The organism is Pseudomonas sp. N40(2020), assembly GCF_014472415.1.
GTDB lineage: Bacteria > Pseudomonadota > Gammaproteobacteria > Pseudomonadales > Pseudomonadaceae > Aquipseudomonas.
This window is the reverse complement of the sequence record NZ_JACSZV010000025.1, coordinates 50091-74973: the sequence shown is the minus strand read 5'-3', so window position 1 is coordinate 74973 and position 24883 is coordinate 50091. Positions and strand designations below refer to the sequence as shown.

Below are 24883 nucleotides of genomic sequence, written 5' to 3'. Positions count from 1 at the left end.
TATCGGCTTATAGTTGGCTGTGTTTGTTTTGCAAGTGCTGGATGTCAATAGTTATTTCATCACTGTTTAAGTGTGCTGATTCGTCGCTTTTTTGTTGTTGGTTGTTTTACCGTTATATCCCGGCATAAAACTGCAAAATGCACTCGTCGAAAATGACATTTCAGGTAGAAAATGATCGACAGGTAATCAGCCTGCCGGCGGTACCGGCCGGCTGAATACGCTGGATCAGTGGCTGGAGCGCCCAGTCATTTCCAGTGCCATGTCGCTGGCGTAGCTGTCGGTCATGCCAGCGATGAAATCGATCATGCGCAAAAACGATGCGTGCAATGAACCTTGTGGGTCCGGCGCATTGTTGCCCAACAAATCGAGGATGCGTCGGCTTTTGAACGACGGAGTACGCCCATTGTGCTGTTCCAGCGCGGCGCCGCAGAACGAATTGAGCAGAATCTCCAGCGTCGTATAGGCGCCGATTTCGTGCAGGGTTTTGCGTTTGTCCTGAAAGATCTTCTTGCGCGCGATGTCCTTGGCGTTCAGCACACACCGCTTGGCCGGGCCGTGCATGTGCTCGACCAGATCGCCGTGCAACGTGCCGGCGAGCAGTGCGTCCTGTTGCTCGACAAAGGCCCGCGCGGCGGCGTTGGTCAAATGCTCGATGGCTTTGCCGCGCAGGATCGCCAGTTTGCGCCGCCGTGAATCCTGCGGACCGAGTTGGCGATAGGTTTCCGGTAAATCATCGCCCACGAGGCCGAGCAGCAGGGATTCGACTTCGGCGTACTCCAGCAACTCCATCTCAAGACCGTCTTCGAGGTCGATCAGCGCGTAGCAGATGTCGTCAGCGGCCTCCATCAGGTACACCAATGGATGGCGCGCCCAGCGTTGGTCTTCCAGTTGCGGCAGGCCGAGCTTGTGGGCAATTTGCTCAAGCAGCGGCAGTTCGCTCTGATAGCAGCCGAACTTGTGCTTCTTGTAACCGAGGGAGTCGGCGTGACGAGCCGTCCACGGATACTTCAGATAAGTGCCGAGGGTGGCGTAGGTCAGGCGGGTGCCACCGTCGAACTGATGGTACTCAAGCTGCGTGAGCACGCGGAAGCCCTGGGCATTGCCTTCGAAGTTAAGGAAGTCACCGCGCTCGGCTTCGCTCATGCCGTCCAGCCAGCCACGCCCGGCCGCTTGCTGAAACCAGTGGCGAATGGCGTCTTCACCGGAATGGCCGAATGGCGGATTGCCGATGTCGTGAGCCAGGCAGGCCGACTGCACAACCATGCCCAGGTCGGCAGGATCACACCAGTCGGGAAGGGCACTGCGCAGGGTTTCGCCAACGCGCATGCCCAGCGAACGGCCCACGCAGCTGACTTCCAGCGAGTGGGTCAGGCGTGTGTGGATATGATCATTACTGGTGACCGGGTGCACCTGGGTTTTACGGCCCAGGCGACGGAAAGCTCCCGAGAAAATGATGCGGTCATGGTCTTTATGAAAAGGGCTGCGGCCAAGCTCTTGCGGGCTGTACAGCGGCTTTCCGAGGCGTTCGCGGTTGAGCAGGGTTTGCCAATCCAAGGCTGATTCTCTCCGTCAGGTGACTGAATTGACCTAGCTTCCCGGTTCAGCCGTATGCCTGCAAGCGGAACTATAATCCTGCAGCATCGATATCGATCAACAGCAGGCGTTCGCCATTGTCGAAGAACTGCCCGGCCGTCAGGCAATACTGATTGCTGGTGGCATCTCGGTAGGTATTGGAGAGGGTCAGGCGCCGTTCGTCCCAACCTTCGGCCAACAGATGATAGAAGTACGGACGCCACGACCAGTTGTGTCCCAGATAGCGGTTGTCGGCGATCCAGCCGTTGTGGCGCCATTCCAGATTGGGGGTCAGTTGCGTGCCGTGGCGGTCGCACTGATAAAACCGCAGCAGCCATGGAAATGCTTCCAGGTGGGGCAATGCACTGAGTGGCGCACGGGCTTGCGCCCATTTTTGCAGGATCGCCATCAATTCACTGAGTTGCTGGCGCATCTGCATCAATCGCCCACGCTCGGCGAGCTTCTGCTGAACGTAACGCTGGCGCAGCTCGGCAAAGCGCTGCACAAAGGCGTCGGTGGCAAAGAACGCCTCCTGCGCCCGAGCGAACAGGAAACCCTGTACGTAGCGCGATCCGCATTCCAGAGCGAAATTCAGCTGCGCCTCGGTTTCGACCCCTTCTGCAATGATCCAGCAGCCGGTTTTCTCGGCCATTTGCGCGAGGGCCTTGACCACATCACTGCTCGGCCCGCCCAACGCGGCGGCCTGAAACAGTCGCATGTCGAGCTTGAGGATGTCCGGTTGCAGCGCCAGCACCCGATCGAGTTGCGAATAACCGGCGCCAAAATCATCAATGGCAATCCGCGCCCCAGCGTCGCGATAACGCGCAACCACTTCGGCCAGACGTTGACCATTGCCGCCCAGTTCGGTGATCTCGAACACAATACGCTGTGGATCAACGTTGTGTCGCGCCAGTTGCTTGAGGCTGGGCAGGGCCTGGTCGGGGCGCAGGCGACTGATCCAGCGCGGCGACATATTGAGACTGAGAAACCAGTCAGCCGGGGCTTCATGCAGACGGCTCAGGGCGTTGTCGCGGATCTGCCGGTCGAGGCGGCGCAGGGCCATGGCCGGCGTGCGCGGGTCAGCGAACAGCGGCCCGACCGAGGTCAATTGTCCATCGCTCTGGCGCAGGCGGCCCAAGGCTTCGACGCCGGCGATGCGTCCAGTGGCGGTATCGATGAAAGGCTGAAAACAGGCGAGCGGTTGCCCGTCGATCACGGGGCCTCCTTAGTCGTTCTTGTTCTGGTTGAAACCTGCCGACCGGGTAGGCGTTCAGGATTGAACCTCTTCTAGAAAGAGGTTCATCCCGAAGGTATTGCAAGAATGTAGCCAGTTGCGAGAGGTCAGCGTTTACCCGAACTCTGCATGACCAGTTTGATCAGTGGCCCGAGGCTGGTACCGAGGCGAACCAGTCGGGTCAGGCCACCGACGCCGCCGCTTTTCGCGCCCTTACCGGTGATGAAACCCAGCAGGGTGACAGCGGCCACGCCCCACAACGGCGCGTGTTTGATGCCGAATCCGCCTTGCAGGTTTTGCGACATGCCGCGCATGCGCTGCAAGGGTTGCAGCACTTGCCCGGCTTCGTGACGGATTTCCTGACGATGCATTTCCATGCGCAGGCGGATCAGTGCCTTGCGCATTTCCCGACGAGAGCTGTTATGTGGAAGTTCAGGCAGGCTCATGGCAGCAGACGCTCCCGGTCGTTGGCCAGCTCTTCGAGCGTGCCGTGGAAGGGTGAGGATTCATCGAAGACCGCAGCCTTCAGGCGCACCCCGCAGAACGCGGCCGCCAGTGTGTAGAACACGCACAGGCCGATGATCGCGGGCAGACGATAGGTGTCCCAGAACACGATCAACACCAACGTCGACAAACCTACCAGCAACAGAAGGGCAAACACCAAGGCCAAGCCTGCGAACAGCAACAGGCTGACGGTACGTGCTTTCTGCTCCTGCAATTCGATGCCGAACAATTCGACATGACTGTGCAGCAAGCCAAGGACAGCGGCGCCCAGACGCCGCGTGGAGGAAGTGGTGCCCGCAGCCGGGCCGGATTCACCGATCGACATAATCAGCGCCGAGTAGCCAGCAGGCCGATCAAGAAACCTACACCGGCAGCGATGCCAACGGATTGCCAAGGATTGGCCGACACGTAGTCTTCAGTGGCGGTGACCGCCGCCTGACCGCGCTCGCGCAGGGTGTCTTCGGTCAGCTTCAGGGTTTCCCGTGCACGCAGCAGGCTGTCGTGGATCTGTTCACGCAGCTCATCAGCCTGATCGCCGGCCAGAGTGGCGGTGTGCTCGAGCAACCGTTCGGTGTCGGCGACCAATGTCTGGAAGTCGTTCATGAGGATTTCTTGAGCAGTCTTTGCCTTGATGCTGGCCATGGGTGGATCTCCGTAAGTGGCGTCTGAAGCGTTCGAGTATGAGCCTTGCGCGAAGGTTCAGTACAAATGACTGGTACAGCTTTTGCTATGTCGTGGTGCGTCGCCCGACAGTCGTGCGCTGTTGCCGAGCGTACAAGCGGGAAAACCTTAACTCAAATAACCACGGTTCGTATCAGGGCATCGACCTTGTGCGCCAAAGCGGTTCATCGGACAGCCTGATCCATGACTGCGCGGTCGCAACTTGGTGCATGAAATGCTCGTATGAACTGATTTGGTGCTCTATTTACCTGCCAGGTCTGCCTCTTTATGGAAAATCTGCAAAGCGCTGTGGACACGTTGGTTCACAGCTCCAATACGTTGTTCATTCTGATCGGTGCGGTGATGGTGCTGGCGATGCACGCCGGTTTCGCATTTCTGGAAGTCGGTACGGTGCGCCAGAAAAACCAGGTCAACGCCTTGTCGAAGATCCTCAGCGATTTCGCCGTCTCGACCCTGGCCTATTTCTTTATAGGCTATTGGATCTCCTACGGCGTGACGTTCATGCAGCCGGCGGCGGTGCTGAGTGCCGATCATGGCTATGGGCTGGTGAAGTTTTTCTTTCTGCTGACCTTTGCCGCAGCGATCCCGGCAATCATCTCCGGCGGCATTGCCGAGCGGGCGCGTTTCGTTCCTCAGTTGTGTGCCACAGCGCTGATCGTGGCGTTCATCTATCCGTTTTTCGAAGGGATGATCTGGAACGGCAACTATGGCCTGCAAGCCTGGCTGACGGCGCAGTTTGGTGCGGCGTTCCATGATTTCGCCGGCTCCGTGGTGGTACATGCCATGGGCGGCTGGCTGGCGCTGGCGGCGGTGCTGCTGCTTGGCCCGCGCAATGGGCGTTATCGCGATGGTCGACTGGTCGCGTTCGCTCCGTCGAGTATTCCGTTTCTGGCTCTGGGCTCGTGGATTCTGATTGTCGGCTGGTTCGGCTTCAACGTAATGAGCGCACAGACGCTGCAGGGTGTCAGCGGACTGGTGGCGGTCAACTCGTTGATGGCGATGGTCGGTGGCACGGTGGCGGCGTTGATCGTCGGGCGCAATGACCCGGGCTTTCTGCACAACGGCCCGTTGGCCGGGTTGGTGGCGATCTGTGCAGGTTCTGATCTGATGCATCCGGTCGGCGCACTGGTGACCGGCGCCATTGCTGGTGCTCTGTTCGTCTGGTGCTTTACCGCCGCGCAGGTCAAATGGCGCATCGACGACGTCTTGGGCGTATGGCCGTTGCACGGATTGTGTGGCGTGTGGGGCGGGATTGCCTGCGGGGTTTTCGGCCAGACAGCGCTCGGTGGTCTTGGTGGCGTCAGCCTGATCAGCCAGTTGATCGGCACTGCGCTCGGCGTGGCGGTGGCGCTGATCGGCGGCTTCGTCGTTTACGGCGTGATCAAGGCGCTGCATGGCCTGCGCCTGAGTCAGGAACAAGAGTATTACGGCGCCGACCTGTCGTTGCACAAGATCGGCGCGGTGAGTCAGGACTAATTTTCAACATCGTCGGCCCCGGGATAAAAACCGTGCAGCAGGCGATAGCGATCAATGCGCACCTGATCGACTTTCTCCTGTACCTGATGCGCTGGCAGGCCGAGCATGATCAAGGCATGCGAGGCGAGCATCAGGCTCGATTCCAATAGTTCCGGCACCACCTCGGTGGCGCCGGCGGCCTTCAGTTCGGCCCATTGGCTGTCGTCACGGGTGCGCACCAGAATCGGCACGTGCGCATTGAGTCGACGAGCTTCCTTGAGGATGCGCAGGGCGACATCGCTTTGATCCACGGCAATCACCAGCAATCGCGCACGCATCAGGCCGATGGCGGTCAGCAGTTCGCCGCGAGAGGAGTCGCCGTAATGCACGTCACTTTCCCCGCTCGAGGCTTCCTGTACCCGCACCGGGTCGTTGTCCAGAGCGATGTAAGGCTGCTTTGCGTTGCGCATGAAACGGCCGATCGATTGACCGACGCGCCCGTATCCGCAAATCACCACATGCTTGTCGAGACTGGCGTTGAGCGCGCTGATCTCCTCTATCTGTGCTTCCTGATTGGGTTTGCGGTGCAGGACCGCGGCGATACGTGGTGCCGCACGCAGCAACAGCGGTGTCAGCAGCATTGAGCAGAACGTGGCCGCGAGCAGCAGGGCGCCCAACTCTGCCGGCATCAGGCTGTTTTGTTGCATTTGCGCCATCAGTGCGAAGCAGAACTCTCCCCCTTGGGCCAGCGCCAGACCACTGCGCCAAGCGGTTTCACTGTCACTGCCGCGCCATTTCACCAGCAGCGCCACCACGATGCCCTTGATCACCATCAAACCGAGGGTCAGGCCGAGGATCAGCAGACTATGGCTGACGAACAATTGCAGGTCGATCAGCATGCCGATGCTGACAAAAAACACCCCGAGTAAAATGTCGCGGAAAGGCCGGATATCGGCTTCGATCTGATGTCGGTAGTGGCTTTCACCCAACAGCATGCCGGCGAGAAAAGCGCCAAGGGCAGGGGACAGGCCGAGCAAGTGAGTCAGCCATGCGGTCAACAGCACGATCACTAGCGCCAACAGTACGAACAACTCAGCCGAGCGCGACGCAGCCACTTCATGGAACAGCCGAGGCAACAACCAGCGACTGGCGAGCAGCAGGCCGACAAACAGCACCACGGTTTTCGCCAGGGTCATCGGCAATGCCCAATACCAGACCTGATCACTGCTTCCGGCGAACACCGGCACCAGGGTCAGCAGCAAGACCGCGACCACGTCCTGAAACAGCAGAACGCCGACGGCATTCTGGCCGTGACTGCTGAACACTTCGCCGAGGCTACCCAGCTCTTTGGTCACGATCGCCGTGGACGACAGCGACAGTCCTGCGCCAAGCAACAGTGCAGAAGTCATCGGCATGCCCAGCGACATCAGCAGCAGACCCAACAGCGCCGTGCTGATCAGAACCTGCTGGCTGCCCAGACGAAATACGACCTGGCGCAGCGCAATCATCTTCGACAGGGAAAACTCCAGGCCCAACGAAAACAACAGGAACACCACACCCAGTTCAGCCACGTCGGGGAGGTGTTCACTCTCGTTGACCCAATCGAATGCACTCGGCCCAACAAGCAAGCCCACGCACAGGTAGCCCAACACCGGCGGCAATCGCAGGCGACGGAACAGCGCAATCACCACGAGGGACGAGGCGAGGATGATCAACAGGTTGGCAAACACTGGACACTCCGATGTCAGGGCTCTGGCTTTTCAAGCGTAGAGGCAAAAAGACCGGGAGCATTGCGTAATTGGTTTTTCAGCGGGCTGATTTGCGTCAGGGTTTTGCGAGTGAAACGCCACAAATACGCTTAAGCCTTCGGGCTGCGGTGGCTCGACGGGTTTTCAGGGGCGGCATAGAATAGGCGCACTCATTTCTGGGTCGAAGCCATCATGCCTCCTGAATGTCAGCTGTTCGGCACCTTGGGGTGTCATCTGTGTGAAGTCGCGGAAGCTGAACTGATGCCCTTTGTCGAGCACGGCTTGCTCGTTGAGCTGGTTGATATCGCCGAGGACGAGCACTGGTTTGAGGCTTACAGCCTGCGGATTCCGGTACTGCGTCGAATCGATACCGGGGCGGAACTGGACTGGCCGTTCAGCGCCGATGAGGTCGTGGCGTTTCTCCGTTAATCAGCTTTCGTGCTGCATCCCGCTGGTCGCTCACGAGCATCCAGCCCTTGGCACTTCCCGGTTTGTTCGGTTACTGTATGTTCATACAGTAACTGGGTCAGAGGGATGAACCGTGGTCAATGTCGAACAGTTGAAGAACAGCGTTAACCGGATGTCGGTTGATGTGGTACGCGAGGCCGTTCTCGAATTGCGCCTGGACGGGTTGGTCACGGAGGGCAAGACGCCATTCAACAAACTGCATTTCAATACCTGTTTTGCCGAGATCGAAGCCCTGTTTCAGCGAGCCGGTTATCACAAGCAGTTGGATGTGGTCGGTTATCAGGGTTTGCTCTACGCCTTGTACGACCCGGGCCGCTGGGAGGCGGTCGACGTGTTGCGCTGGCTCAAGGAATTCACCGAGGCGGCGGCGCTCAAGTCGATTCCCGCCTGAGGATTCAGCGCTAGGTTCGTTTCCCCAGTGTTGGATAATGCCGGACTGCTTTAATGGTTCGAGTTTCCATATGTCCACATCAACATTTTCCGCTGCACAGAATCAGGCCAGCACACTGTACCTGCCGCCGGGTACTTGGCTGACCGTACTTGATTGTTTGTGCGAGCATTTCAGTGCCATTGGGCGCGAGCAGTGGCTGGACCGGATTGCCCGGGGGCGGGTGCTGGATGGCCAAGGTCAGCCGATTGCGTTGGACTTGCCCTACAAGGAAGGCCTGCGGATTCACTACTTTCGCGAAGTGCCGGACGAAAAACCGATACCGGTGGTCGAGTCGATTCTTTATGCCGACGAACATCTGGTGGTGGCTGACAAACCTCACTTTCTCCCGGTGACCCCGGCCGGCGAGTATGTCGAACAAACCTTGCTGCGCAGGCTGATTCGTCGGCTGGACAATCCTCATCTGGTGCCGCTGCACCGGATCGACCGGCATACGGCGGGGCTGGTGATCTTCTCGGCTAATCCGCAAACCCGTTCCGCGTATCAGTCGCTGTTCCCGACACGGCAGATCGACAAGCGCTACGAAGCGATTGCTCCGGCATTGCCTGAACTCAGTTTCCCCTTGGTGCACAAAAGCCGCCTTATTGATGGCGAGCCTTTTTTCCGTATGCAGGAAGGTCCGGGCGTCAGCAACACCGAAACGGCTGTGGAAGTCCGGGAGAAGAACGGCGATCTCTGGCGCTACGGCCTGTATCCGGTGACCGGCAAGAAACATCAACTGCGCGTGCACATGACCGCGTTGGGGGCGAGCATCTGCAACGATCCGTTTTACCCGGATGCACTGAAAGACGTCGAGGATGACTACGCCAATCCACTCAAATTACTGGCACAAGGGCTGCGCTTTATCGATCCGGTGACCGGTGAGGAACGTGAATTCGAAAGTCGCATCACCCTGCAATGGTGACATCGGTGCCATTTTTCGAGCGCCCATGAAAAAGCCCGCATATCTATGCGGGCTTTTCTGTATCCGGTGTCGACCCAGAGCTTACAACTCTTTAACGGTACGAACCTGATCCTTGTTGATGCGGGTTTCTTTGCCGTCGAGCTGTTTGAACTCGTAGAAGCCCGAATCATCATCGTATTGCGGGGTGTCGACGGCCTGGATTTCGCGACCGTCATTCAAGGTGATCACTGTTGGCGACGAGCAACCGGCGAGGGTAGCTAGGCCCAGTGCGAGCATGAAAGTGGCGAGGGTCCGTTGAGTCATGAGTGTGTCTCCGAATGGGAATTCTTTTGGTTACTGAGCTTGAGACGTATACAAGGCGTGAGAGTTCCTTGAATAGTGTCAGTCTGACACAGTGTTGTGCGCATTTAACAGGTCGGGGGTGTTCAGGTTGGCCAGCCGTGGGTCGTTGTCGGGACAGTGCAGCGCGGTGGCGCCGAGACCGCGCATGACCCGCCCGGGGCTGCGTTCCCCGGCATTCCAGGCGTCTTCGAAGGCTGGTAAGAGGGCGACCGGGATCACGCACAACAACGGTTCCCAGTGCTCGTCATGGCGCAACATTAATGGTTTGTCATGATGCAGATTCGCGGTCTCGCGCATGCTTTGTAGCAACGCACCATCAATACGCGGGACATCGCAGGGCAATACCAGCAGATGCGAATGGCGTGCGGCTTTCAGGCCGGCGCGAATACCGGCCAACGGACCGGGAAAGTCACCCTCGTCGTCCACCACCAACTGATCGGCGAACGGCGCATAACGCTCACGATTACGGTTGCAGGAGATGATCAAGTCATCGGTGAGCGGACGGGTCTTGCGCTGTAGATGCGCAATCAACGGCTCGCCCAGCCACTCCACCAGACCTTTGTCCTGACCACCCATGCGTTGCCCGCGTCCACCCGCCAGAAGCAAGATGGAGCAGGGCGGCAGTTGCGTGTCAAAGGTCATGGCAGCTCTCCGGAGGGGCGGCGAAAAAAGGGGGCGCTGTGATATAACACCGGGCTGTTTTCCCTACAACTGGAAGAGCCTATGAAAGCCAAGGCTGATGTACCTTTCGTGCCGCTCAATATTGCGGTTCTGACTGTCAGCGATACCCGAACCCTGGAAACCGACACTTCAGGCCAGGTCTTCGTCGACCGCCTGGCGGCCGCCGGCCACAATCTGGCAGCGCGGGTCCTGCTCAAAGATGACCTCTACAAAATTCGCGCGCAAGTCGCCAACTGGATTGCCGACGATGTCGTACAGGTGGTGCTGATCACCGGTGGCACCGGGTTCACGGGCCGCGACAGCACCCCTGAAGCCGTCACGTGTCTGCTCGACAAGCAAGTGGATGGGTTTGGGGAGTTGTTCCGGCAGATATCGGTGGCCGATATCGGCACCTCGACCGTGCAATCCCGAGCGCTGGCCGGTCTGGCCAATGGCACGCTGGTTTGCTGCTTGCCGGGTTCGACCAATGCCGTGCGTACGGGGTGGGATGGGATTTTGGGTGAGCAACTGGACGCTCGTCACCGTCCGTGCAATTTCGTTCCTCATCTGAAACAGGCAGCGCCTTGTGAATCCCGTGGGTAAGCCGGGCAAGACGGGCTCGTTGATGCCCGTCGAAGTGGCGCTGGCGCGACTGCTGGAAATGGCCGAGGCCTCGCCAATCGTCGAGCACGAATATTTGCCACTGGCTCAGGTCGAGGGTCGGGTACTGGCCGAAGATCTGGTTTCGACCCTGGATCTGCCACCTTGGCCCAACAGTGCCATGGACGGATATGCCTTGAACCTCTCGGACTGGGCGGGCGAACCGCTGCCGGTTAGTCAAAAGGTGTTTGCCGGGCAGTCTCCGGAAGCTTTGAAACCCGGTACCTGTGCGCGAATCTTCACGGGGGCGCCGATACCACCCGGTGCCAATTGCGTGGAAATGCAGGAAAACGCTGACGTTCAGTCCGATGGAAGCGTGCGTTTCGTTGAAGCTCTGAAGATCGGGCAGAACATTCGCCCCCAAGGCCAGGAAACAACCGTCGGGGAACTGATACTTCCCGCCGGAACGCGACTTGGTCCGATTGAACAAGGCTTGTCCGCGTCGCTGGGCTGCGCCGGGCTGAAAGTTGTGCGCAAGGTTCGAGTTGCGGTGATTTCTACTGGCGACGAACTGGTCGAACCGGGTCAGCCATTGGGACCGGGGCAGATTTACAACAGTAATCGGGTGTTGCTGTGCAGTTGGTTACTGCGTCTGGGCTGTGAGGTGATCGACGCTGGCATTCTTCCTGATGACCTTGCCACCACCCGTGCCCGGCTCGGTGAGTTGCAGAATGTTGATCTGATACTTTCCACCGGTGGTGTATCAGTAGGTGAAGCGGATTTTCTGGGTATTGCCCTGCGAGAAGAGGGCGAACTGGCCCTTTGGAAACTGGCCATCAAGCCCGGAAAACCGCTGACATTCGGACATTTCCGCAATGTGCCGGTCATCGGCTTGCCTGGTAACCCGGCGTCGACGTTGGTGACCTTTGCTCTGCTGGCTCGCCCCTACCTGTTGCGCCGGCAGGGAGTGCGGGATGTCGAGCCTCTGAAGTTCCCGGTGCCGGCAGGCTTCACCTGGCCGGTTGCCGGCAATCGCCGTGAATACCTGCGTGGGCGTCTCGAGCAAGGGCGAGCGACGATCTATCGCAACCAGAGTTCCGGTGTGCTGCGCAGTGCCGCGTGGGCAGATGGATTGGTTGAAGTGCTGGAAGGCCGCACTCTGAATGTAGGGGATGAGGTCGTTTTCATTCCACTGAGTGATCTACTGGGCTGATCGAGCGTAAATGCAGGCGTCGGCTGAAACAGTCGATGCCTGCAATGTTTCTCTGAGTCAATGGCTGATCAGCGTAACAAGCTGGTCGAATCGGCTATTGGCCACCCAACCCAGCAGAGCCAGTACTACTGCTGTTGCACCCGCCGAATAGGCAAGACGGTGTTTGATTGTTCTGACGTCACTACGAACTTCGTCCATGTCCCGTCGAATGTATTTGAGGTGGGTTTCCAACTCGGTAACACGAGGTTCCATATCAACTTCTCCAGTGGTCTTGGCGTTGCTTTTGAACTCGGACTTGGGGTTCGCGCGACTTTCGGCGAGAGGGCCAACCGGACTCACTGGCATTCTGGCTTCAAGGCTCTGCATGGAAAAATCCAACAGCGGCTGTTTCGAATAGAAGCCAGTAACCTTTTCCATCTGTCGAGCTGTTAAAAAAACTCGGGGTGTATCGACTCATTACATGCACGTCCTTGTGTTATTGGGATGATTGATACCGCCGACACACGGTGAACCAATGGCCGAGCTTGGTCAATTAAGCCGATTCCTCTTGTTTTGTAAGAAAAAATACCGCTGTGTAGGACGCCTCGTCCGGTCGCTTGAATTAATTGTCATTCTTGCGGCTTTTTTACGTGCCGCTGCGGTCAAGATGTTTCAACCGATTCAATTCAGGGAGTGACGCTATGAGTGAACGCCGGGCACTGTTGATTCTGCATGGCAAGCAGGCACTCAACGAGGCGGTTCGCGCCGCAGTCGAGGACAAACGCAAGCAAGGCTGGGAATTGGCAGTGCGTCTGACGTGGGAGGCAGGCGATGCCCAACGATGGGTGGAGCAAGCGCTGGCGGAAGGCTATCGGAAGATCATTGCCGGTGGCGGAGACGGCACTTTGCGCGATATCGCCGAAGCTCTCGCGGCGCATCCGGGGAAAGCCAGTCTGGTACTTTTGCCCTTGGGGACTGCCAACGATTTTTCCCGCGCAGCGGGAATCCCGCTGGAGCCGGCCGAGGCGCTTGAGCTTCTCGATGTGCCGGCGCGTGATATTGATCTGGGTGAAGTGGGCGGGCAGATTTTTCTCAACATGGCCACCGGTGGTTTTGGCAGTCAGGTCACGGCCAATACTTCAGAGGATCTGAAGAAAGTGCTGGGCGGTGCGGCCTATCTGTTCACCGGTCTGTCACGATTCAGCGAGTTGCATGCCGCATATGGTGAGTTGCAGGGGCCAGATTTTCACTGGAGTGGTGAGTTGCTGGCATTGGGGATCGGTAATGGTCGTCAGGCGGGAGGCGGGCATGTGCTGTGTCCGCAGGCTCTGGTCGACGACGGATTACTGGATGTCAGCATCTTGCCAGCGCCACAGGAGCTGGTCGGCACGTTGAAGAGTCTGCTGAGCGACGGTTTTGGCATCGACAACATGTTTGTGCGAACCCGTTTGCCGTGGGTCGAAATCAAGGTCGCCGAGGGGCTGTACATTAATCTTGATGGTGAACCGCTGGAAGGCGAAAGCATGCGATTCGAGGCAAGGCCTGCGGCGTTGCAGGTGCACCTGCCGAAGGACTCGCCTCTGTTGACCGTCAAGCAGCCTCTCAGTCGTCCAGACTGATGATCTGTTCGCGCACGGCGAACAGCACCAGGCCTGCCACATCGTAGATTTGCAGACGCTTCATGATTTGCGAGCGGTGGGTCTCGACGGTCTTGATGCTCAAGCCCAGGCCGTTGGCAATTTCCCGGGTCGATTTGCCCCGCACGATCAAGCGCAGGATTTCCAACTGTCGGGCGGTCAGATTGTGCGAGTCGGCGATTTCCGGCTGTTGCTTCTGATTGCGGGTCAGCGCCTGGGTGATCACGGTGTGGGCGATGGCCGGACTCAAGTAACGCTCGTTGTTGCGCAAGGCTTCCAGCGCGTGCTCGAGTTCGGTGGCGGTGGTGTCCTTGAGCAGATAACCGTGGGCGCCGGATTCCAGTGCCTGCATGATCAGCGCGGGGTCCGTGTGCATCGACAGGATCAGCACTTTGCTCTGCGGACGCACCCGCTTGAGCCGTTGCAGGGCTTCCAGGCCGCCGGTTTCTTTCATGGATATGTCCAGCAGCACGATATCGGGGCTCAGTTGCTCGACCATCTCCAGCAACTGCGAGCCGTCGTTGGCCTCGCCAATCACCGCGTAACCGGGAATATCCAGCACCAGAGCGCGCACGCCGGCCCTGATCAGCGAGTGGTCATCCACCAGAAGTAAGTTACAAGTCAACGCATAACCTTATTCGTACTGGCCCGCTCGAGTGCGCGGGGCGCCCAGGGGAAAAGTGCTTCGATTTGAGTGCCTTTGCCCGGTTCGCTAATGACGCTCAGGGTGCCACCCAATTGTTCGATCCGTTCGGCCATCCCGGCCATGCCGCGTTGTCCTTCAAGACCCGGATTCGCGGCCGGAGCGAATCCCTTTCCGTCATCGCTGATCAGCAATGTCAGGCCTTTTGGCAGGCGTTGCACGCGTATCAACAGATTTGTCGCCTGCGCGTGACGCAGGATATTGGTCACAGCTTCCTGGGTAATGCGAAAGGCGGCGACCGCCATTTCTTCCGGGATGCCGTTGAGGCGCTGCTGGCAATCGAGACTCCAGTGCACGCTGGAGTTGGTCAATGTCTTGAGCAGGTGCGCGCGCAGGCTAGCCTCAAGACCGAGGCTGGTCAATTGACGTGGATTGAGAATGGCCGAGACATCGCGCACCTTGTTCAGTGTTTCTTCAAGGGTGTCGCAAAGCGCCGTGCATTGTTCCTGCAAGTCTTCCGGCATGCGCCGTTTGAGCCACTCGCTCTGTAGCTTGGCGGCCGTCAGCAACTGGCCTATATCGTCGTGCAGCTCGCGGCTGAGGCGATGGCGTTCGTTTTCCTGGACTTCCAGCAGGCGGTCAGCGAGTTCTTGCGGCTGGAATTTGATCGATTTGCGCGACAGCCGATATTGCACCCAGACGCAGGCGGTGGCGGCGATGTTCAGCAGCAACAGTCCCAGGCCGATCTGTGTGGAAAAACCATAGGTCAGCAGGCTGCCAAGTGTGGCTGCGATACAAAGTATGAGCGTGAACCGGCGTGCATTTTCCCGGGAGGGTGGCCATGTTGTGATCGACTTGAGGCTGGCGTACATAACGGATGGAGCCAATGGATTTTCGCTGCGGGCAGACCGGCCGGTGGCTGGCGGGTCTCTGTCTGAAAATGCTGTCAATTATGTTATTGATTTCAACGTGGTTCAGTGTACGTATTTTGACTGCCAACTTCGTAGGATGTCTTTCTCTGAAGTCACTGTGCCATTAACTTGAAGGCAACTAGTGGGCGGCATAATACCACTTAAGATACCGTTGGTCGCGTTCGCTATATATGTCCAATGAGCCAGCAAATACGCCATGTTGGACGCGAGTTCCATAACTGGGGGGAATCGATTTATTGTCATCGATAGATATCGGTGTTGCCTGAAGTTGGGTTCTTTAGACACAGGCAAACCCTGAGCCCGGCTGGAAATATTCGCCTCTGTCAGGTGTGATTATTTAATTCGATTTGTCGCTGGCAGGTATGAACTGTTCAATTGCGACATTGGACGATGCGAGACGGCGATCTTTCCAGCGGTGGATCACACCCTATCAGGCCTGGCGCTCCGAAAAGGACAAGAGGGGCAAGCGTTTGGCTGTGAGCGCTGGTTGAAACTCGGGTTGACCAACTTGAAAGGCGAAGGCCTCGATCAGCAAGGTTTGTTCACTGTTATCGAGGCTCAGTTGTCCGGTGTTCTGGTCGACCAGTTCAAGTTGCCAGGCCATCAGTGTGAAGCAATCCTTCAATGCATCCAGGGCCTGTTGGTGCAGGTCGACGTGGTCCTGAGCCAGATTGAGCAAGCCGTAAATATGCAGGGAAAACTCGGAAATCGCTTCAAGCGCCAGGGCTTCAGCTCTGCTGGCAAGCTTGAGGAGCGTGCTGAGCATGCAGTCGATGGCGTCCTTGTCGTTGCTGATCAGTTGCAGATGACTGAGGCATTCTTCGGACTTGGCCAGGAGCGTTTCAGCTTCGACAAGAAATTCGGGGAACCGTTGCGCCCACTCTTTACGGTCGATTGGCATGCTTATCTCCACAACGTCATGTCTGATGAGGGAATGCCGTGTGTGACGACGATCGTGAATCGTCGGGAGATCGCGCCCAGACGTGCAGTTACACAGGCTGAGAGGTTCCAGAGGGTTTGTTTCCGCTGAACTGCGATCGCACACAATAGCCTGACTCCGTTCATGCAATGAGAATGGCGTCACATTAATGGCTATTGGATATTGCGAATATCAGGTTGGGCCTGATTGTTACTAGGGGAATCCCTTAGGCGAGGGAACCTACCGTGCAAACCGAGGTCTCGCCGCGAAGACTTTAGCAGATGAAAAACACGGGGCCAGTAAAGCATGATGTTAATGTGACATCAATGCCCTGATGTGGCATTTTGATAGTGATTTCTGCGGGGATCAAGATTCGGCATTTACAGCCGATAACACCTCTTAGTGAATTCATCAGAACAAGCCCAGGAGTCATTGATGGCCGGCATTCTCGACACGGTAGACCAACGCACGCAACTGGTGGGTGAGAATCGCCTGGAAATTCTCATGTTCCGCCTGGCCGGACGGCAATTGTTCGCGATCAACGTGTTCAAGGTTCAGGAGGTTCTGCAACTGCCAAAGTTGACCCTCATGCCTCAGCGTCACCCGTTTGTCTGCGGTGTGGTCAATCTGCGCGGGCAGACTTTGCCGGTGATCGACCTTTCGCAAGCGATCGGCATGCGTCCACTGGTACCCGGTCCGAACAGCACCATCATCGTCACTGAGTACAACCGCTCGGTGCAGGCCTTCCTCGTCGGTGGTGTGGATCGCATCGTCAACATGAACTGGGAAGCCATTCTACCGCCGCCAACCAGTGCTGGCCGCCAGCACTATCTGACCGCGATCAGCAAAGTTGACGATCAGTTGGTGGAAATCATCGACGTCGAAAAAGTGCTCGCCGAAATCGTTCCGTACAACGCCAAAGTATCGCGCGACAAGCTCGATGATCCGGTGCTGGAACGTGCCCGTGGCCGAGAAGTGCTGCTGGTGGACGACTCCAACGTGGCACTCTCGCAATTGCGTGACACGCTTGGCCAGCTCGGCGTGAAAATGCACATTGCCAGCGATGGCCTGAAGGCGCTGAACATGCTCAAGGCCTGGGCCGACACCGGCGTGAACATGACCGACAAACTGCTTATGGTGTTCACCGACGCGGAAATGCCGGAGATGGACGGCTATCGCCTGACCACCGAAATTCGCAACGATCCACGCCTGCGTGGGCTGTACGTGGTGTTGCACACCTCGCTGTCCGGCAGTTTCAACGACTCTATGGTGAAGAAGGTCGGCTGCGACAATTTCCTCTCCAAGTTCCAGCCGGACAAACTGGTCGATGTGGTTCGCCAGCGTCTGATGCTCGATGAAGTGCCGGCCTGATAGCCCTGCTCAAAGGCTGACTTCATGTCAGCCTTTGATTCGTTGATGAAGCTCGTATAGGGTGGCGTTTTTTACCCATCAGGGAGCTGGCCATGCTGCGTCTGAGCGCGCTTTATCGTTACCCGTTGAAATCCGGCAAAGGCGAGGTTCTGCAAGGGATCAGCCTGGACAAGCTGGGGCTTGAGGGTGATCGACGCTGGATGCTGGTGGACGAAGCCAGCGGGCGTTTCCTGACTCAGCGCGCAGAAGCGAAGATGAGCCAGTTGTCGGCACTGTGGAATGCCCACGGCGGACTGACGCTCAGCGCACCTTCGCATGCGTCCATTGAAATCGCCGTGCCGGACAGCGGTGCCGAACTGCGTGGTGTGACCATTTGGCGTGACACCTTGCGGGTGCCGGACGCTGGCGATGACGCAGCGAAGTGGGTCAGCGATTTCATCGGTAAGCCGACCCGTCTGGTGCAGGTGCCTGTGGATCGTGCGCGTACGACGCAGGCTGGTTATGGCAAGGAGGACGATCAGGTCGCATTCGCCGATGGTTTTCCGTTGTTGCTGATCGGTGAAGCGTCGCTGCAGCACCTGGCGCAACAGGTCGGACGGCCGCTGGAAATGCTGCGTTTCCGGCCGAATCTGGTCATTGAAGGTAGCGACGCGTATGCCGAAGACAGTTGGAAGCGTATTCGTATTGGCGATGTCGAGTTCCGCGTAGTCAAGTCGTGCTCACGCTGCATCCTCACCACCATCGACCCGCAAACCGGCGAGCGCAGCGCTGATCGCGAACCGCTGGCGACGCTGCAAAAGACCCGCGCGCAGGCCGATGGCGCGATGTTCGGGCAGAATCTGGTGAATGACAGCAATGGTCGTCTTGAGGTCGGGATGCCGGTGGAAATTCTCGAGTAACCCAACCCTGAAATGAAAAATGCCCGTGTCTTTGGACACGGGCATTTTTATTACGCCGGGGGAAAGCCGTGGACTCAGCCGCGGTATTCGCACAGGTAAGCGGTGTCGACTGCGACTTTCAGTTGGAACTTGCTGTTGGCCGGTACGTTGAACTGGCTGCCGGCGGCGAAGGTTTCCCAATCGTTGCTGTCTGGCAATTTGACGCTCAGTGCGCCGGAAACAACGTGCATGATTTCACGCTGGGCCGTGCCGAATTCGTATTCGCCCGGAGCCATGACACCGATGGTCGCCGGACCTTCAGCGGTGCCAAAGGCGATCGACTTGACGGTACCGTCGAAGTACTCGTTGACTTTAAACATGGGCGATTCCTCGAAAAGGGCTAAAAAGTGGGGCGGCCAGTATGCACAAGGCCATTAACGCCGTCACGCCCCTAAAGCGGCAGAACCAGCGGCAGCAAGCGTGCGGTATTGCGCGCATCCTCCAGCGCCCGATGTTGCTGACCGCTGAACTGCATGCCGGCCAGTTGCAGCGCGCCGTTGAGCCCCAATGGCCGTTCCAGGCGCCGGGCCTTGGCGAAGCGTTGCTTGAGGTTCATATGCGGTACCCGGCTCAAGGCGCTGTCGAGTTGTAGCCGCTGCCATTCCTGCAATAACTGTTTGCGGTCGTAATCGCCCCAACTCGCCCAGCCTTCAAGACGTGTCTGATGCTGACCAAGCCAGCGCTCGAACGCTGGCCAGACCTCCGTCAAAGGCTGCGCCGTGTCGATATTGGCCTGGGTGATGTGCGTGAGTTCACGACAAAACGGCGTCAGCAATGGCCGACGTGTGGGTTTGACGAAACGCTGAAAGTGATCCTGTTCGCGCCCCGCACGATCGACCAGCGTGGCGCCGATTTCGATGATTTCCATTTCCGTAACCGGCCAGCCACCCTCGTCGGTGGTGGCTTCCAGATCAATGACCAGCCAATGGGGCATCGCAGGGTTCCTGATTTCCGCGTCCTGATAGATCAGAGCGTAGTCAAACCCTGCGTTTGCGCCTGGCGACTCACTCTACCTGCAACAGAACCTGACGATTTTTTACCTGATCGCCGACCTTGACCTGCACCCGCTTGAGCACGCCGTCGATGCCGGCCTTGAGCGGGTGCTCCATTTTCATTGCCTCCAGCACCACCAGCAGCTGACCTTTGCTAACCGGACTGCCCTCGCTGACGAGGACGTCGACGATGGCGCCGTCCATCGGCGCCTTCAAGGTGCCGGAGCTGACGCTGGTCTGACTGCCGATCACGGCATGAGTTCGATCCTGCAGGCGCAGGCTGCCGGGATGGGTGAACAGCCAGAGTTGCCCGACATCGAGGCGATAGGCGTGACGTTGGCGCAGGCCGTCGATTTCCAGCGTGACCGATTTTTCGCTGTGATTAATCAGTTTCAGTTCAAGGGAGCGTTCCGCGGTTTGCACCTGAATCACCTCTCCCGCGAGCTTGAGCAGTTGCACGGTCCAGTTCTGCTCATCGAGGCCAAGCCGATAGTGCAGCGGAACATTGGCGTTGTTGCGCCAATGGCTCAAGGGCGCTCGGTGCTGTCGAGCGGACGCCTGGTAAAACAGCACAGCGGCAATGGCCAGTTCTTCGGCACTCGGTGTGTACGGGTGCAGGCTTGGGTGATCGCTGAAGTGCCGAGGAATGAATCCGGTACTGAATTCGCCACTGATGAACTGCGGATGTTGCAGCAGGTTGTCGAGTAATCGCTGATTGCTTTGCACGCCCAGCAAGACGGTGTCCTGCACCGCACGCAGCAGTTTGCGCCGCGCCTCTTCACGGGTAGCGCCGTGAGCGATCAGTTTGCCGAGCATCGGGTCATAGAACGGGCTGACCGATTGCCCTTCGAACAGTCCGTGATCGATTCTTGCGCCGTGCTCAAGCGCCGGTTCCCATGCTTCGATGCGGCCGGTTTGCGGGAGAAAATCTTGCGTCGGATCTTCGGCGTACAGCCGTACTTCCATCGCATGACCATGGAGTTGCACTTGCTCCTGGGTCAACGGCAGCGGCTGCCCCTCGGCGACCGATAATTGCCAGGCGACCAGATCCAGCCCCGTGATCAATTCAGTCACCGGATGTTCCACTTGCAAGCGGGTGTTCATCTCCAGAAAGTAGAACTGCCCGCGCGCGTCGAGCAGGAACTCCACGGTGCCGGCGCCGACGTAATTCACCGCGCGCCCAGCCTTGAGCGCCGCTTCGCCCATGGCCTGGCGCAACTCGGCGGTCATGACCGGGCAGGGCGCTTCTTCAATGACTTTCTGATGGCGCCGCTGGATCGAGCAGTCGCGTTCGCCAAGGTAGATCAGGTGGCCGTGGTGATCGCCAAACAGTTGCACCTCGACATGTCGCGGTTCGATCAGTGCTTGTTCGAGGATCAATTCGTCGCTGCCAAATCCATTGAGGGCTTCAGAGCGGGCGGTACGCAGTTGTGCAGGCAGCTCGTCAGCGTTGTGCACAAGACGCATACCGCGCCCGCCGCCGCCGGCGCTTGCCTTGATCATCAGCGGGTATCCGATGCGTTCGGCTTCGCGCAGCAACGTTGCGTCGTCCTGTTCTGCACCTTGATAACCGGCAATGCACGGTACGCCGGCATCGAGCATGGCGAGTTTCGACAGGCGCTTGCTGCCCATCAATTCGATGGCGTCGGCGCTCGGGCCGATGAAGATCAGCCCGGCCTGTTCGCAGGTTCGGGCGAATTCGGCGTTTTCCGAGAGGAAACCGTAGCCGGGGTGGATTGCATCGGCCCCGCTGCGGCGAGCCGCGTCGAGGATGGCGGGGATGTTCAGATACGACTGCTGCACCGGCGCCGGGCCGATGTGCACGGCTTGATCGGCCATTTGCACGTGCAGTGCATCGGCGTCGGCATCGCTGTAGACGGCGACGGTGCGATAGCCGAGGGCTTGGGCGGTGCGCTGGATACGGCAGGCGATTTCACCGCGGTTGGCGATCAGGATTTTGTGGATGGCGGGCATGGGCTGTTCCCTCGAAAGTTGCGGTGTATGTGCTGGCCTCTTCGCGGGCAAGCCCGCTCCCACAGGGTCAGGTGGCCCACCCGGGTTTGCGTTTTTGCATGAACGCCATGGTTCCTTCGATTCCCTCGGCACCCGTCACCGCTTCGCTGAACCACTGCGCCGCCTCATCCAGCAGCTCACTTGATGGCTGCCCGGCACTGGCCAGCAGCAGTTGTTTGGTCATGGCATTCGCCTCTGGTGCACAGCACAAAACATGTTGCAGCACCTCATCCAACCGCTCGGCCAACGCTTGTGCATCCTGCTCGACAAAATGCACCAGCCCCAACCGCCGAGCCTGATGGCCGTCGAAACGCGCAGCGGTGAGGGCCAGGCGTCTGGTTTCAGTCAGGCCGATGCGTTGCACCACAAACGGGGCGATCTGCGCCGGTAACAGGCCGAGACTGGTTTCCGGTAAGCCGAACTGCGCTTTGTGGTCGGCAATTGCGATGTCGCTTACGCAGGCAAGACCGAATCCGCCGCCCATGACCGCGCCTTGCAATACGCAGATCAGCACTTGCGGCGCGTGCTGAGCTTCTTCGAGCAGCGCGCCGAACGTCCGATTCAAATCACGGTAAGCGTCGGCTCCCTGGGCGCGGGCACTGGCCATGTCCTTGATGTCGCCACCGGCACAGAAATGTCCGCCGCTGCCGCTGAGCACCAGGGCCCGAACAGTCCGGTCATCGTGAACGGCCGCCAACACGGCGCGCAATTCAGTGACCATCTGCAGGCTCATCGCATTGCGGCTGTCCGGGCGATTGAGGGTGATGTGCAGTACGCCGCCGTGCAGCTCCAGCAGCAGCGTCTGGCAAGCGGGCAGGGTGCTCATTTCTTTTTTTCCGGCAAAATACCCATCAGTTTGCAGATGATCCCCAGCATGATTTCGTCGGCGCCGCCGCCAATCGACACCAGTCGCACATCGCGATAGGCGCGGGCCACCGGGTTGTCCCACATGAAACCCATGCCGCCCCAATATTGCAGGCAACTGTCGCTGACTTCGCGACCAAGGCGCCCGGCCTTCAGCTTGGCCATCGAAGCGAGGCGGGTGACGTCCTGGCCTTTGATGTACTGCTCGGTGGCCTGATAGACCAGCGCTCGCAGGCATTCGATTTCGGTCTGCAGCTCGGCGAGGCGGAAGTGGATCACCTGATTGTCGATCAGTGCACTGCCGAAGGTCTTGCGCTCCTTGCAATACTCAATGGTGCTGTCGATGCAGTATTCCAGGCCCTTGATCATGTTCGCCGCACCGAACAGACGTTCCTCCTGAAACTGCAGCATCTGCATCATGAAGCCTGCGCCTTCGTGACCGATGCGATTGCGCTGCGGCACGCGCACGTCGTCGAAAAACACTTGGGCGGTTTCCGAACTGCGCATGCCGAGCTTGTCCAGATGCGAACTGAGGCTGATCCCGGGCGTGTTCATCGGCACCATGATCAGCGACTTGTTGATGTGCGGCTTGTCGTCCGAAGTGTTGGCCAGCAGGCAGATGAAATCGGCGCTCGGCGAGTTGGTGATCCACATTTTGCTGCCGTTGATCACGTAGTCGTCGCCATCCTTGCGCGCGGTGGTCTTGAGCCCGGCAACGTCAGAGCCGGCACCGACTTCGGAAACTCCGATGCAGCCGACCTGCTCGCCGGTGATCGCCGGACGGAGGAATTCTTCGCGCAGTTCATCGGAGCCGAAGCGCGCCAGCGCCGGGGTACACATGTCGGTCTGCACGCCGATCGACATCGGAATGCCGCCGCAGTGAATGGTGCCGAACTCTTCGGCCGCGACAATCGAATAGCTGTAATCGAGGCCCATGCCGCCGAATTTTTCCGGTTTGGAAATCCCTAGCAAACCGAGTTCGCCAGCCTTGCGGAAAATCTCGTGGATCGGAAAGCGTCCGGCCTTTTCCCATTCCTCGACGTGCGGATTGATCTCATGGTCGACGAACTGGCGGACGGTGCGGCGCAGCGCTTCGTGTTCCGGGGTGAAGATCATTTTTATTGTTCTCCGTAAGATCCGTGGCGGTCAGAACCGGCTGACGCCGAAGCTGTTGGGTTGCAGTGCGCGAATGTCCGCTTCGTGACAGATATCCAGCAGGTAGCCGAGCAGGGTGCGCGTGTCGCGTGGATCGATCAGCCCGTCGTCCCACAGGTTGGCGCTGCCATACAGCGCGGTGGATTGGCTGTCGAGTTTCTGCGCGGTGACCTGTTCGAGCATGTCGAGCATTTTTGGATCAGGCTCCAGCCCGTCCTTGAGCTGTTTGGCTTCGGTGACGATGCGCAGCACCTTGCCGGCCTGGGCGCCACCCATCACCGCCGTGCGGCTGTTGGGCCAGGCGAAGATGAACCGTGGATCGAGACCGCGTCCGCACATCGCGTAGTTGCCGGCGCCGTAGGAGCCGCCGACGACAATCGTCAGTTTAGGCACCCGTGCGTTGGCCACCGCTTGAATCAGTTTCGAGCCGTGTTTGATAACGCCTTGCTGCTCGGATTCGGTACCGACCATGAAGCCGGTAGTGTTGTGGAAAAACAGCAGCGGCGTCTGGCTCTGGTCGCACAGCTGGATGAACTGCGCAGCCTTGCTCGCGCCGTTGGGGGTGATCGGGCCGTTGTTGCCGATGAAGCCGCAGGCGCGGCCCTGGATTTTCAACTGGCCGCAAATGGTTTGCTGATCGAACTCGCCCTTGAATTCGAGGAACTCTGATTCATCGGCGATGCGCGCGATGATTTCGCGCACGTCATAAGGCTTTTTCGGATCGTCCGGGATCAACCCCAGCAGTTCGTCGATGGGGTAGAGCGGCTCCTTGTACTGCGGTTCCGGCAGCCACGGCAGTTGTTCATTCCAAGGCAACATGCGCAGGATTTCACGAACCTGACGCACGCCGTCGGCATCGTTCTCAGCCAGGTATTCGGCAGTGCCGGCGACTTGCGCGTGCATCTCGGCGCCGCCCAGTTCTTCATCGGTGGCCACTTCACCGGTCGCCGCTTTGAGCAGCGGAGGGCCGGCGAGAAACAGCTTGGCTTTGCCGCGCACCACCACCACGTAATCCGACAGCCCGGGTTGATAAGCACCACCCGCCGTGGCCGAACCGTGAACCACGGTAATCTGAGGCAAGCCCATCGCCGACATGCGCGCCTGATTGGCAAAGCTGCGCGCGCCTTCGACGAAAATTTCCGCCGCGTAATTGAGATTGGCGCCGCCGCTTTCGGCCAGGGTGATCACCGGTAGTTTGTTTTCCTGGGCGATCTGTTGCAGGCGCAGGGATTTTTTCAGGCCGCTGGGCGAGATCGTCCCGCCCTTGATCGCGCTGTTGTTCGCCACCACCATCGCGCGAATGCCCGACACGTAACCGATGCCGGCAATCAGGCCGCCACCGGCCGCGCTGCCGTCCTTGTCATCGTGCAGTTTGTAACCGGCGAGGCTGGCCAGTTCGAGGAACGGCGCGCCGGGGTCGAGCAGCAGGTTCAGGCGTTCGCGCGGCAGCAATTGCCCGCGCTTGTCGAATTTCGCCTTGGCTTCGGCGGCCTTGTTCAGCAAGTTCTGTTCGAGTTGTTGCACTTGCTCGATGGCCGTAAGCATCGCTGCGCGGTTGCGGGCGAATGCTTCGCTGTGCGGATCGAGTTGGGACTGGATCTGCGCCATGGC

Annotated in this window: 27 protein-coding genes; 9 read left to right on the top strand and 18 right to left on the bottom strand. The window is 58.8% G+C overall.

The window, feature by feature from the left end; all coding sequences use genetic code 11:
- Positions 1–225: 225 nt before the first annotated feature.
- The 5 genes from IAI51_RS17190 to IAI51_RS17170 all read right to left on the bottom strand — a co-directional run bounded on the left by IAI51_RS17190 (position 226) and on the right by IAI51_RS17170 (position 3952).
- Entirely contained in the window at positions 226–1554 is a 1329-nt protein-coding gene (locus tag IAI51_RS17190; RefSeq protein WP_187679561.1) for a deoxyguanosinetriphosphate triphosphohydrolase, read from the bottom strand.
- Positions 1555–1624: 70 nt separating this feature from the next.
- On the bottom strand, positions 1625–2788 hold the full coding sequence (locus IAI51_RS17185) for an EAL domain-containing protein (protein ID WP_187679560.1): 1164 nt from the start codon (positions 2786–2788) through the stop codon (positions 1625–1627).
- Positions 2789–2913: 125 nt separating this feature from the next.
- Positions 2914–3252, bottom strand: a complete 339-nt coding sequence (locus IAI51_RS17180) for a hypothetical protein (RefSeq protein WP_187679559.1) — start codon at positions 3250–3252, stop codon at positions 2914–2916.
- Positions 3249–3635 carry a phage holin family protein gene (locus IAI51_RS17175; RefSeq protein WP_187679558.1) on the bottom strand — a complete coding sequence of 129 codons (387 nt, stop codon included), beginning with the start codon at positions 3633–3635 and terminating at the stop codon, positions 3249–3251. The genes IAI51_RS17180 and IAI51_RS17175 overlap by 4 nt, the downstream gene beginning before the upstream one ends.
- Positions 3636–3637: 2 nt before the next feature.
- Positions 3638–3952, bottom strand: coding sequence for a YqjD family protein (locus tag IAI51_RS17170; protein WP_122591936.1), 315 nt, complete (start codon positions 3950–3952; stop codon positions 3638–3640).
- A gap of 306 nt (positions 3953–4258) precedes the next feature.
- Between IAI51_RS17170 and IAI51_RS17165 the strand changes: the two genes are divergently transcribed.
- Positions 4259–5467 carry an ammonium transporter gene (locus IAI51_RS17165; protein WP_187679557.1) on the top strand — a complete coding sequence of 403 codons (1209 nt, stop codon included), beginning with the start codon at positions 4259–4261 and terminating at the stop codon, positions 5465–5467.
- Here IAI51_RS17165 and IAI51_RS17160 read toward each other — a convergent pair.
- The gene (locus tag IAI51_RS17160; RefSeq protein WP_187679556.1) at positions 5464–7176 is read right to left on the bottom strand and encodes a cation:proton antiporter; all 1713 of its coding nucleotides are present in this window, start codon (positions 7174–7176) and stop codon (positions 5464–5466) included. The two genes, IAI51_RS17165 and IAI51_RS17160, sit on opposite strands and share 4 nt — an antisense overlap.
- Before the next feature lie 210 nt (positions 7177–7386).
- On the opposite strand from IAI51_RS17160, the gene IAI51_RS17155 reads away from it, so the two are divergent.
- The 3 genes from IAI51_RS17155 to IAI51_RS17145 all read left to right on the top strand — a co-directional run bounded on the left by IAI51_RS17155 (position 7387) and on the right by IAI51_RS17145 (position 9014).
- On the top strand, positions 7387–7623 hold the full coding sequence (locus IAI51_RS17155; RefSeq protein ID WP_187679555.1) for a glutaredoxin family protein: 237 nt from the start codon (positions 7387–7389) through the stop codon (positions 7621–7623).
- A 112-nt stretch (positions 7624–7735) separates the two neighbouring features.
- Positions 7736–8053, top strand: a complete 318-nt coding sequence (locus IAI51_RS17150) for a transcriptional regulator (RefSeq protein ID WP_003226726.1) — start codon at positions 7736–7738, stop codon at positions 8051–8053.
- 70 nt (positions 8054–8123) lie between these two features.
- Positions 8124–9014, top strand: coding sequence for a pseudouridine synthase (locus IAI51_RS17145; protein WP_187679554.1), 891 nt, complete (start codon positions 8124–8126; stop codon positions 9012–9014).
- A gap of 81 nt (positions 9015–9095) precedes the next feature.
- Here IAI51_RS17145 and IAI51_RS17140 read toward each other — a convergent pair whose 3' ends face one another.
- Positions 9096–9317 carry a YgdI/YgdR family lipoprotein gene (locus IAI51_RS17140; protein ID WP_187679553.1) on the bottom strand — a complete coding sequence of 74 codons (222 nt, stop codon included), beginning with the start codon at positions 9315–9317 and terminating at the stop codon, positions 9096–9098.
- A gap of 78 nt (positions 9318–9395) precedes the next feature.
- Complete coding sequence (gene mobA / locus IAI51_RS17135; protein WP_187679552.1) at positions 9396–9998, bottom strand: molybdenum cofactor guanylyltransferase MobA; 603 nt, start codon at positions 9996–9998, stop codon at positions 9396–9398.
- Positions 9999–10079: 81 nt separating this feature from the next.
- On the opposite strand from mobA, the gene moaB reads away from it, so the two are divergent.
- Positions 10080–10619 carry a molybdenum cofactor biosynthesis protein B gene (gene moaB / locus IAI51_RS17130; protein ID WP_187679551.1) on the top strand — a complete coding sequence of 180 codons (540 nt, stop codon included), beginning with the start codon at positions 10080–10082 and terminating at the stop codon, positions 10617–10619.
- On the top strand, positions 10603–11829 hold the full coding sequence (gene glp, locus IAI51_RS17125) for a gephyrin-like molybdotransferase Glp (protein ID WP_187679550.1): 1227 nt from the start codon (positions 10603–10605) through the stop codon (positions 11827–11829). The genes moaB and glp overlap by 17 nt, the downstream gene beginning before the upstream one ends.
- A gap of 57 nt (positions 11830–11886) precedes the next feature.
- Here glp and IAI51_RS17120 read toward each other — a convergent pair whose 3' ends face one another.
- Positions 11887–12195 carry a hypothetical protein gene (locus tag IAI51_RS17120; protein WP_187679575.1) on the bottom strand — a complete coding sequence of 103 codons (309 nt, stop codon included), beginning with the start codon at positions 12193–12195 and terminating at the stop codon, positions 11887–11889.
- A 314-nt stretch (positions 12196–12509) separates the two neighbouring features.
- Between IAI51_RS17120 and yegS the strand changes: the two genes are divergently transcribed.
- Entirely contained in the window at positions 12510–13427 is a 918-nt protein-coding gene (gene yegS / locus IAI51_RS17115) for a lipid kinase YegS (protein ID WP_187679549.1), read from the top strand.
- On the opposite strand, the gene IAI51_RS17110 is transcribed toward yegS, so the two are convergent.
- The 3 genes from IAI51_RS17110 to IAI51_RS17100 all read right to left on the bottom strand — a co-directional run bounded on the left by IAI51_RS17110 (position 13411) and on the right by IAI51_RS17100 (position 15921).
- A complete protein-coding gene (locus IAI51_RS17110; protein ID WP_187679548.1) occupies positions 13411–14070 on the bottom strand; it encodes a response regulator transcription factor in 660 nt (219 codons plus the stop codon). The two genes, yegS and IAI51_RS17110, sit on opposite strands and share 17 nt — an antisense overlap.
- The gene (locus IAI51_RS17105) at positions 14067–14960 is read right to left on the bottom strand and encodes a sensor histidine kinase (protein WP_187679574.1); all 894 of its coding nucleotides are present in this window, start codon (positions 14958–14960) and stop codon (positions 14067–14069) included. Before IAI51_RS17105 ends, IAI51_RS17110 begins: the two co-directional genes overlap by 4 nt.
- Before the next feature lie 490 nt (positions 14961–15450).
- Positions 15451–15921: a hypothetical protein gene (locus tag IAI51_RS17100; protein WP_187679547.1), complete on the bottom strand. Its 471-nt coding sequence runs from the start codon at positions 15919–15921 to the stop codon at positions 15451–15453.
- 453 nt (positions 15922–16374) lie between these two features.
- Between IAI51_RS17100 and IAI51_RS17095 the strand changes: the two genes are divergently transcribed.
- On the top strand, positions 16375–17310 hold the full coding sequence (locus IAI51_RS17095) for a chemotaxis protein CheV (protein WP_003226705.1): 936 nt from the start codon (positions 16375–16377) through the stop codon (positions 17308–17310).
- A 92-nt stretch (positions 17311–17402) separates the two neighbouring features.
- Positions 17403–18209: an MOSC domain-containing protein gene (locus tag IAI51_RS17090; protein WP_187679546.1), complete on the top strand. Its 807-nt coding sequence runs from the start codon at positions 17403–17405 to the stop codon at positions 18207–18209.
- Between the two features lie 74 nt (positions 18210–18283).
- Here the strand turns inward: IAI51_RS17090 and IAI51_RS17085 are convergent, their stop codons facing one another.
- From IAI51_RS17085 to atuC, 6 genes are all read right to left on the bottom strand, one after another.
- Positions 18284–18568: a pyrimidine/purine nucleoside phosphorylase gene (locus IAI51_RS17085; RefSeq protein ID WP_169914502.1), complete on the bottom strand. Its 285-nt coding sequence runs from the start codon at positions 18566–18568 to the stop codon at positions 18284–18286.
- A 71-nt stretch (positions 18569–18639) separates the two neighbouring features.
- Positions 18640–19182: an exonuclease domain-containing protein gene (locus IAI51_RS17080; protein ID WP_187679545.1), complete on the bottom strand. Its 543-nt coding sequence runs from the start codon at positions 19180–19182 to the stop codon at positions 18640–18642.
- 70 nt (positions 19183–19252) lie between these two features.
- Positions 19253–21214 carry an acetyl/propionyl/methylcrotonyl-CoA carboxylase subunit alpha gene (locus IAI51_RS17075; RefSeq protein ID WP_187679544.1) on the bottom strand — a complete coding sequence of 654 codons (1962 nt, stop codon included), beginning with the start codon at positions 21212–21214 and terminating at the stop codon, positions 19253–19255.
- Between the two features lie 67 nt (positions 21215–21281).
- Positions 21282–22079, bottom strand: a complete 798-nt coding sequence (locus tag IAI51_RS17070) for an enoyl-CoA hydratase/isomerase family protein (protein ID WP_187679543.1) — start codon at positions 22077–22079, stop codon at positions 21282–21284.
- On the bottom strand, positions 22076–23233 hold the full coding sequence (gene atuD, locus IAI51_RS17065) for a citronellyl-CoA dehydrogenase (RefSeq protein ID WP_187679542.1): 1158 nt from the start codon (positions 23231–23233) through the stop codon (positions 22076–22078). The genes IAI51_RS17070 and atuD overlap by 4 nt, the downstream gene beginning before the upstream one ends.
- A gap of 30 nt (positions 23234–23263) precedes the next feature.
- A complete protein-coding gene (gene atuC / locus IAI51_RS17060; protein ID WP_187679541.1) occupies positions 23264–24880 on the bottom strand; it encodes a geranyl-CoA carboxylase subunit beta in 1617 nt (538 codons plus the stop codon).
- Positions 24881–24883: the final 3 nt, after the last annotated feature.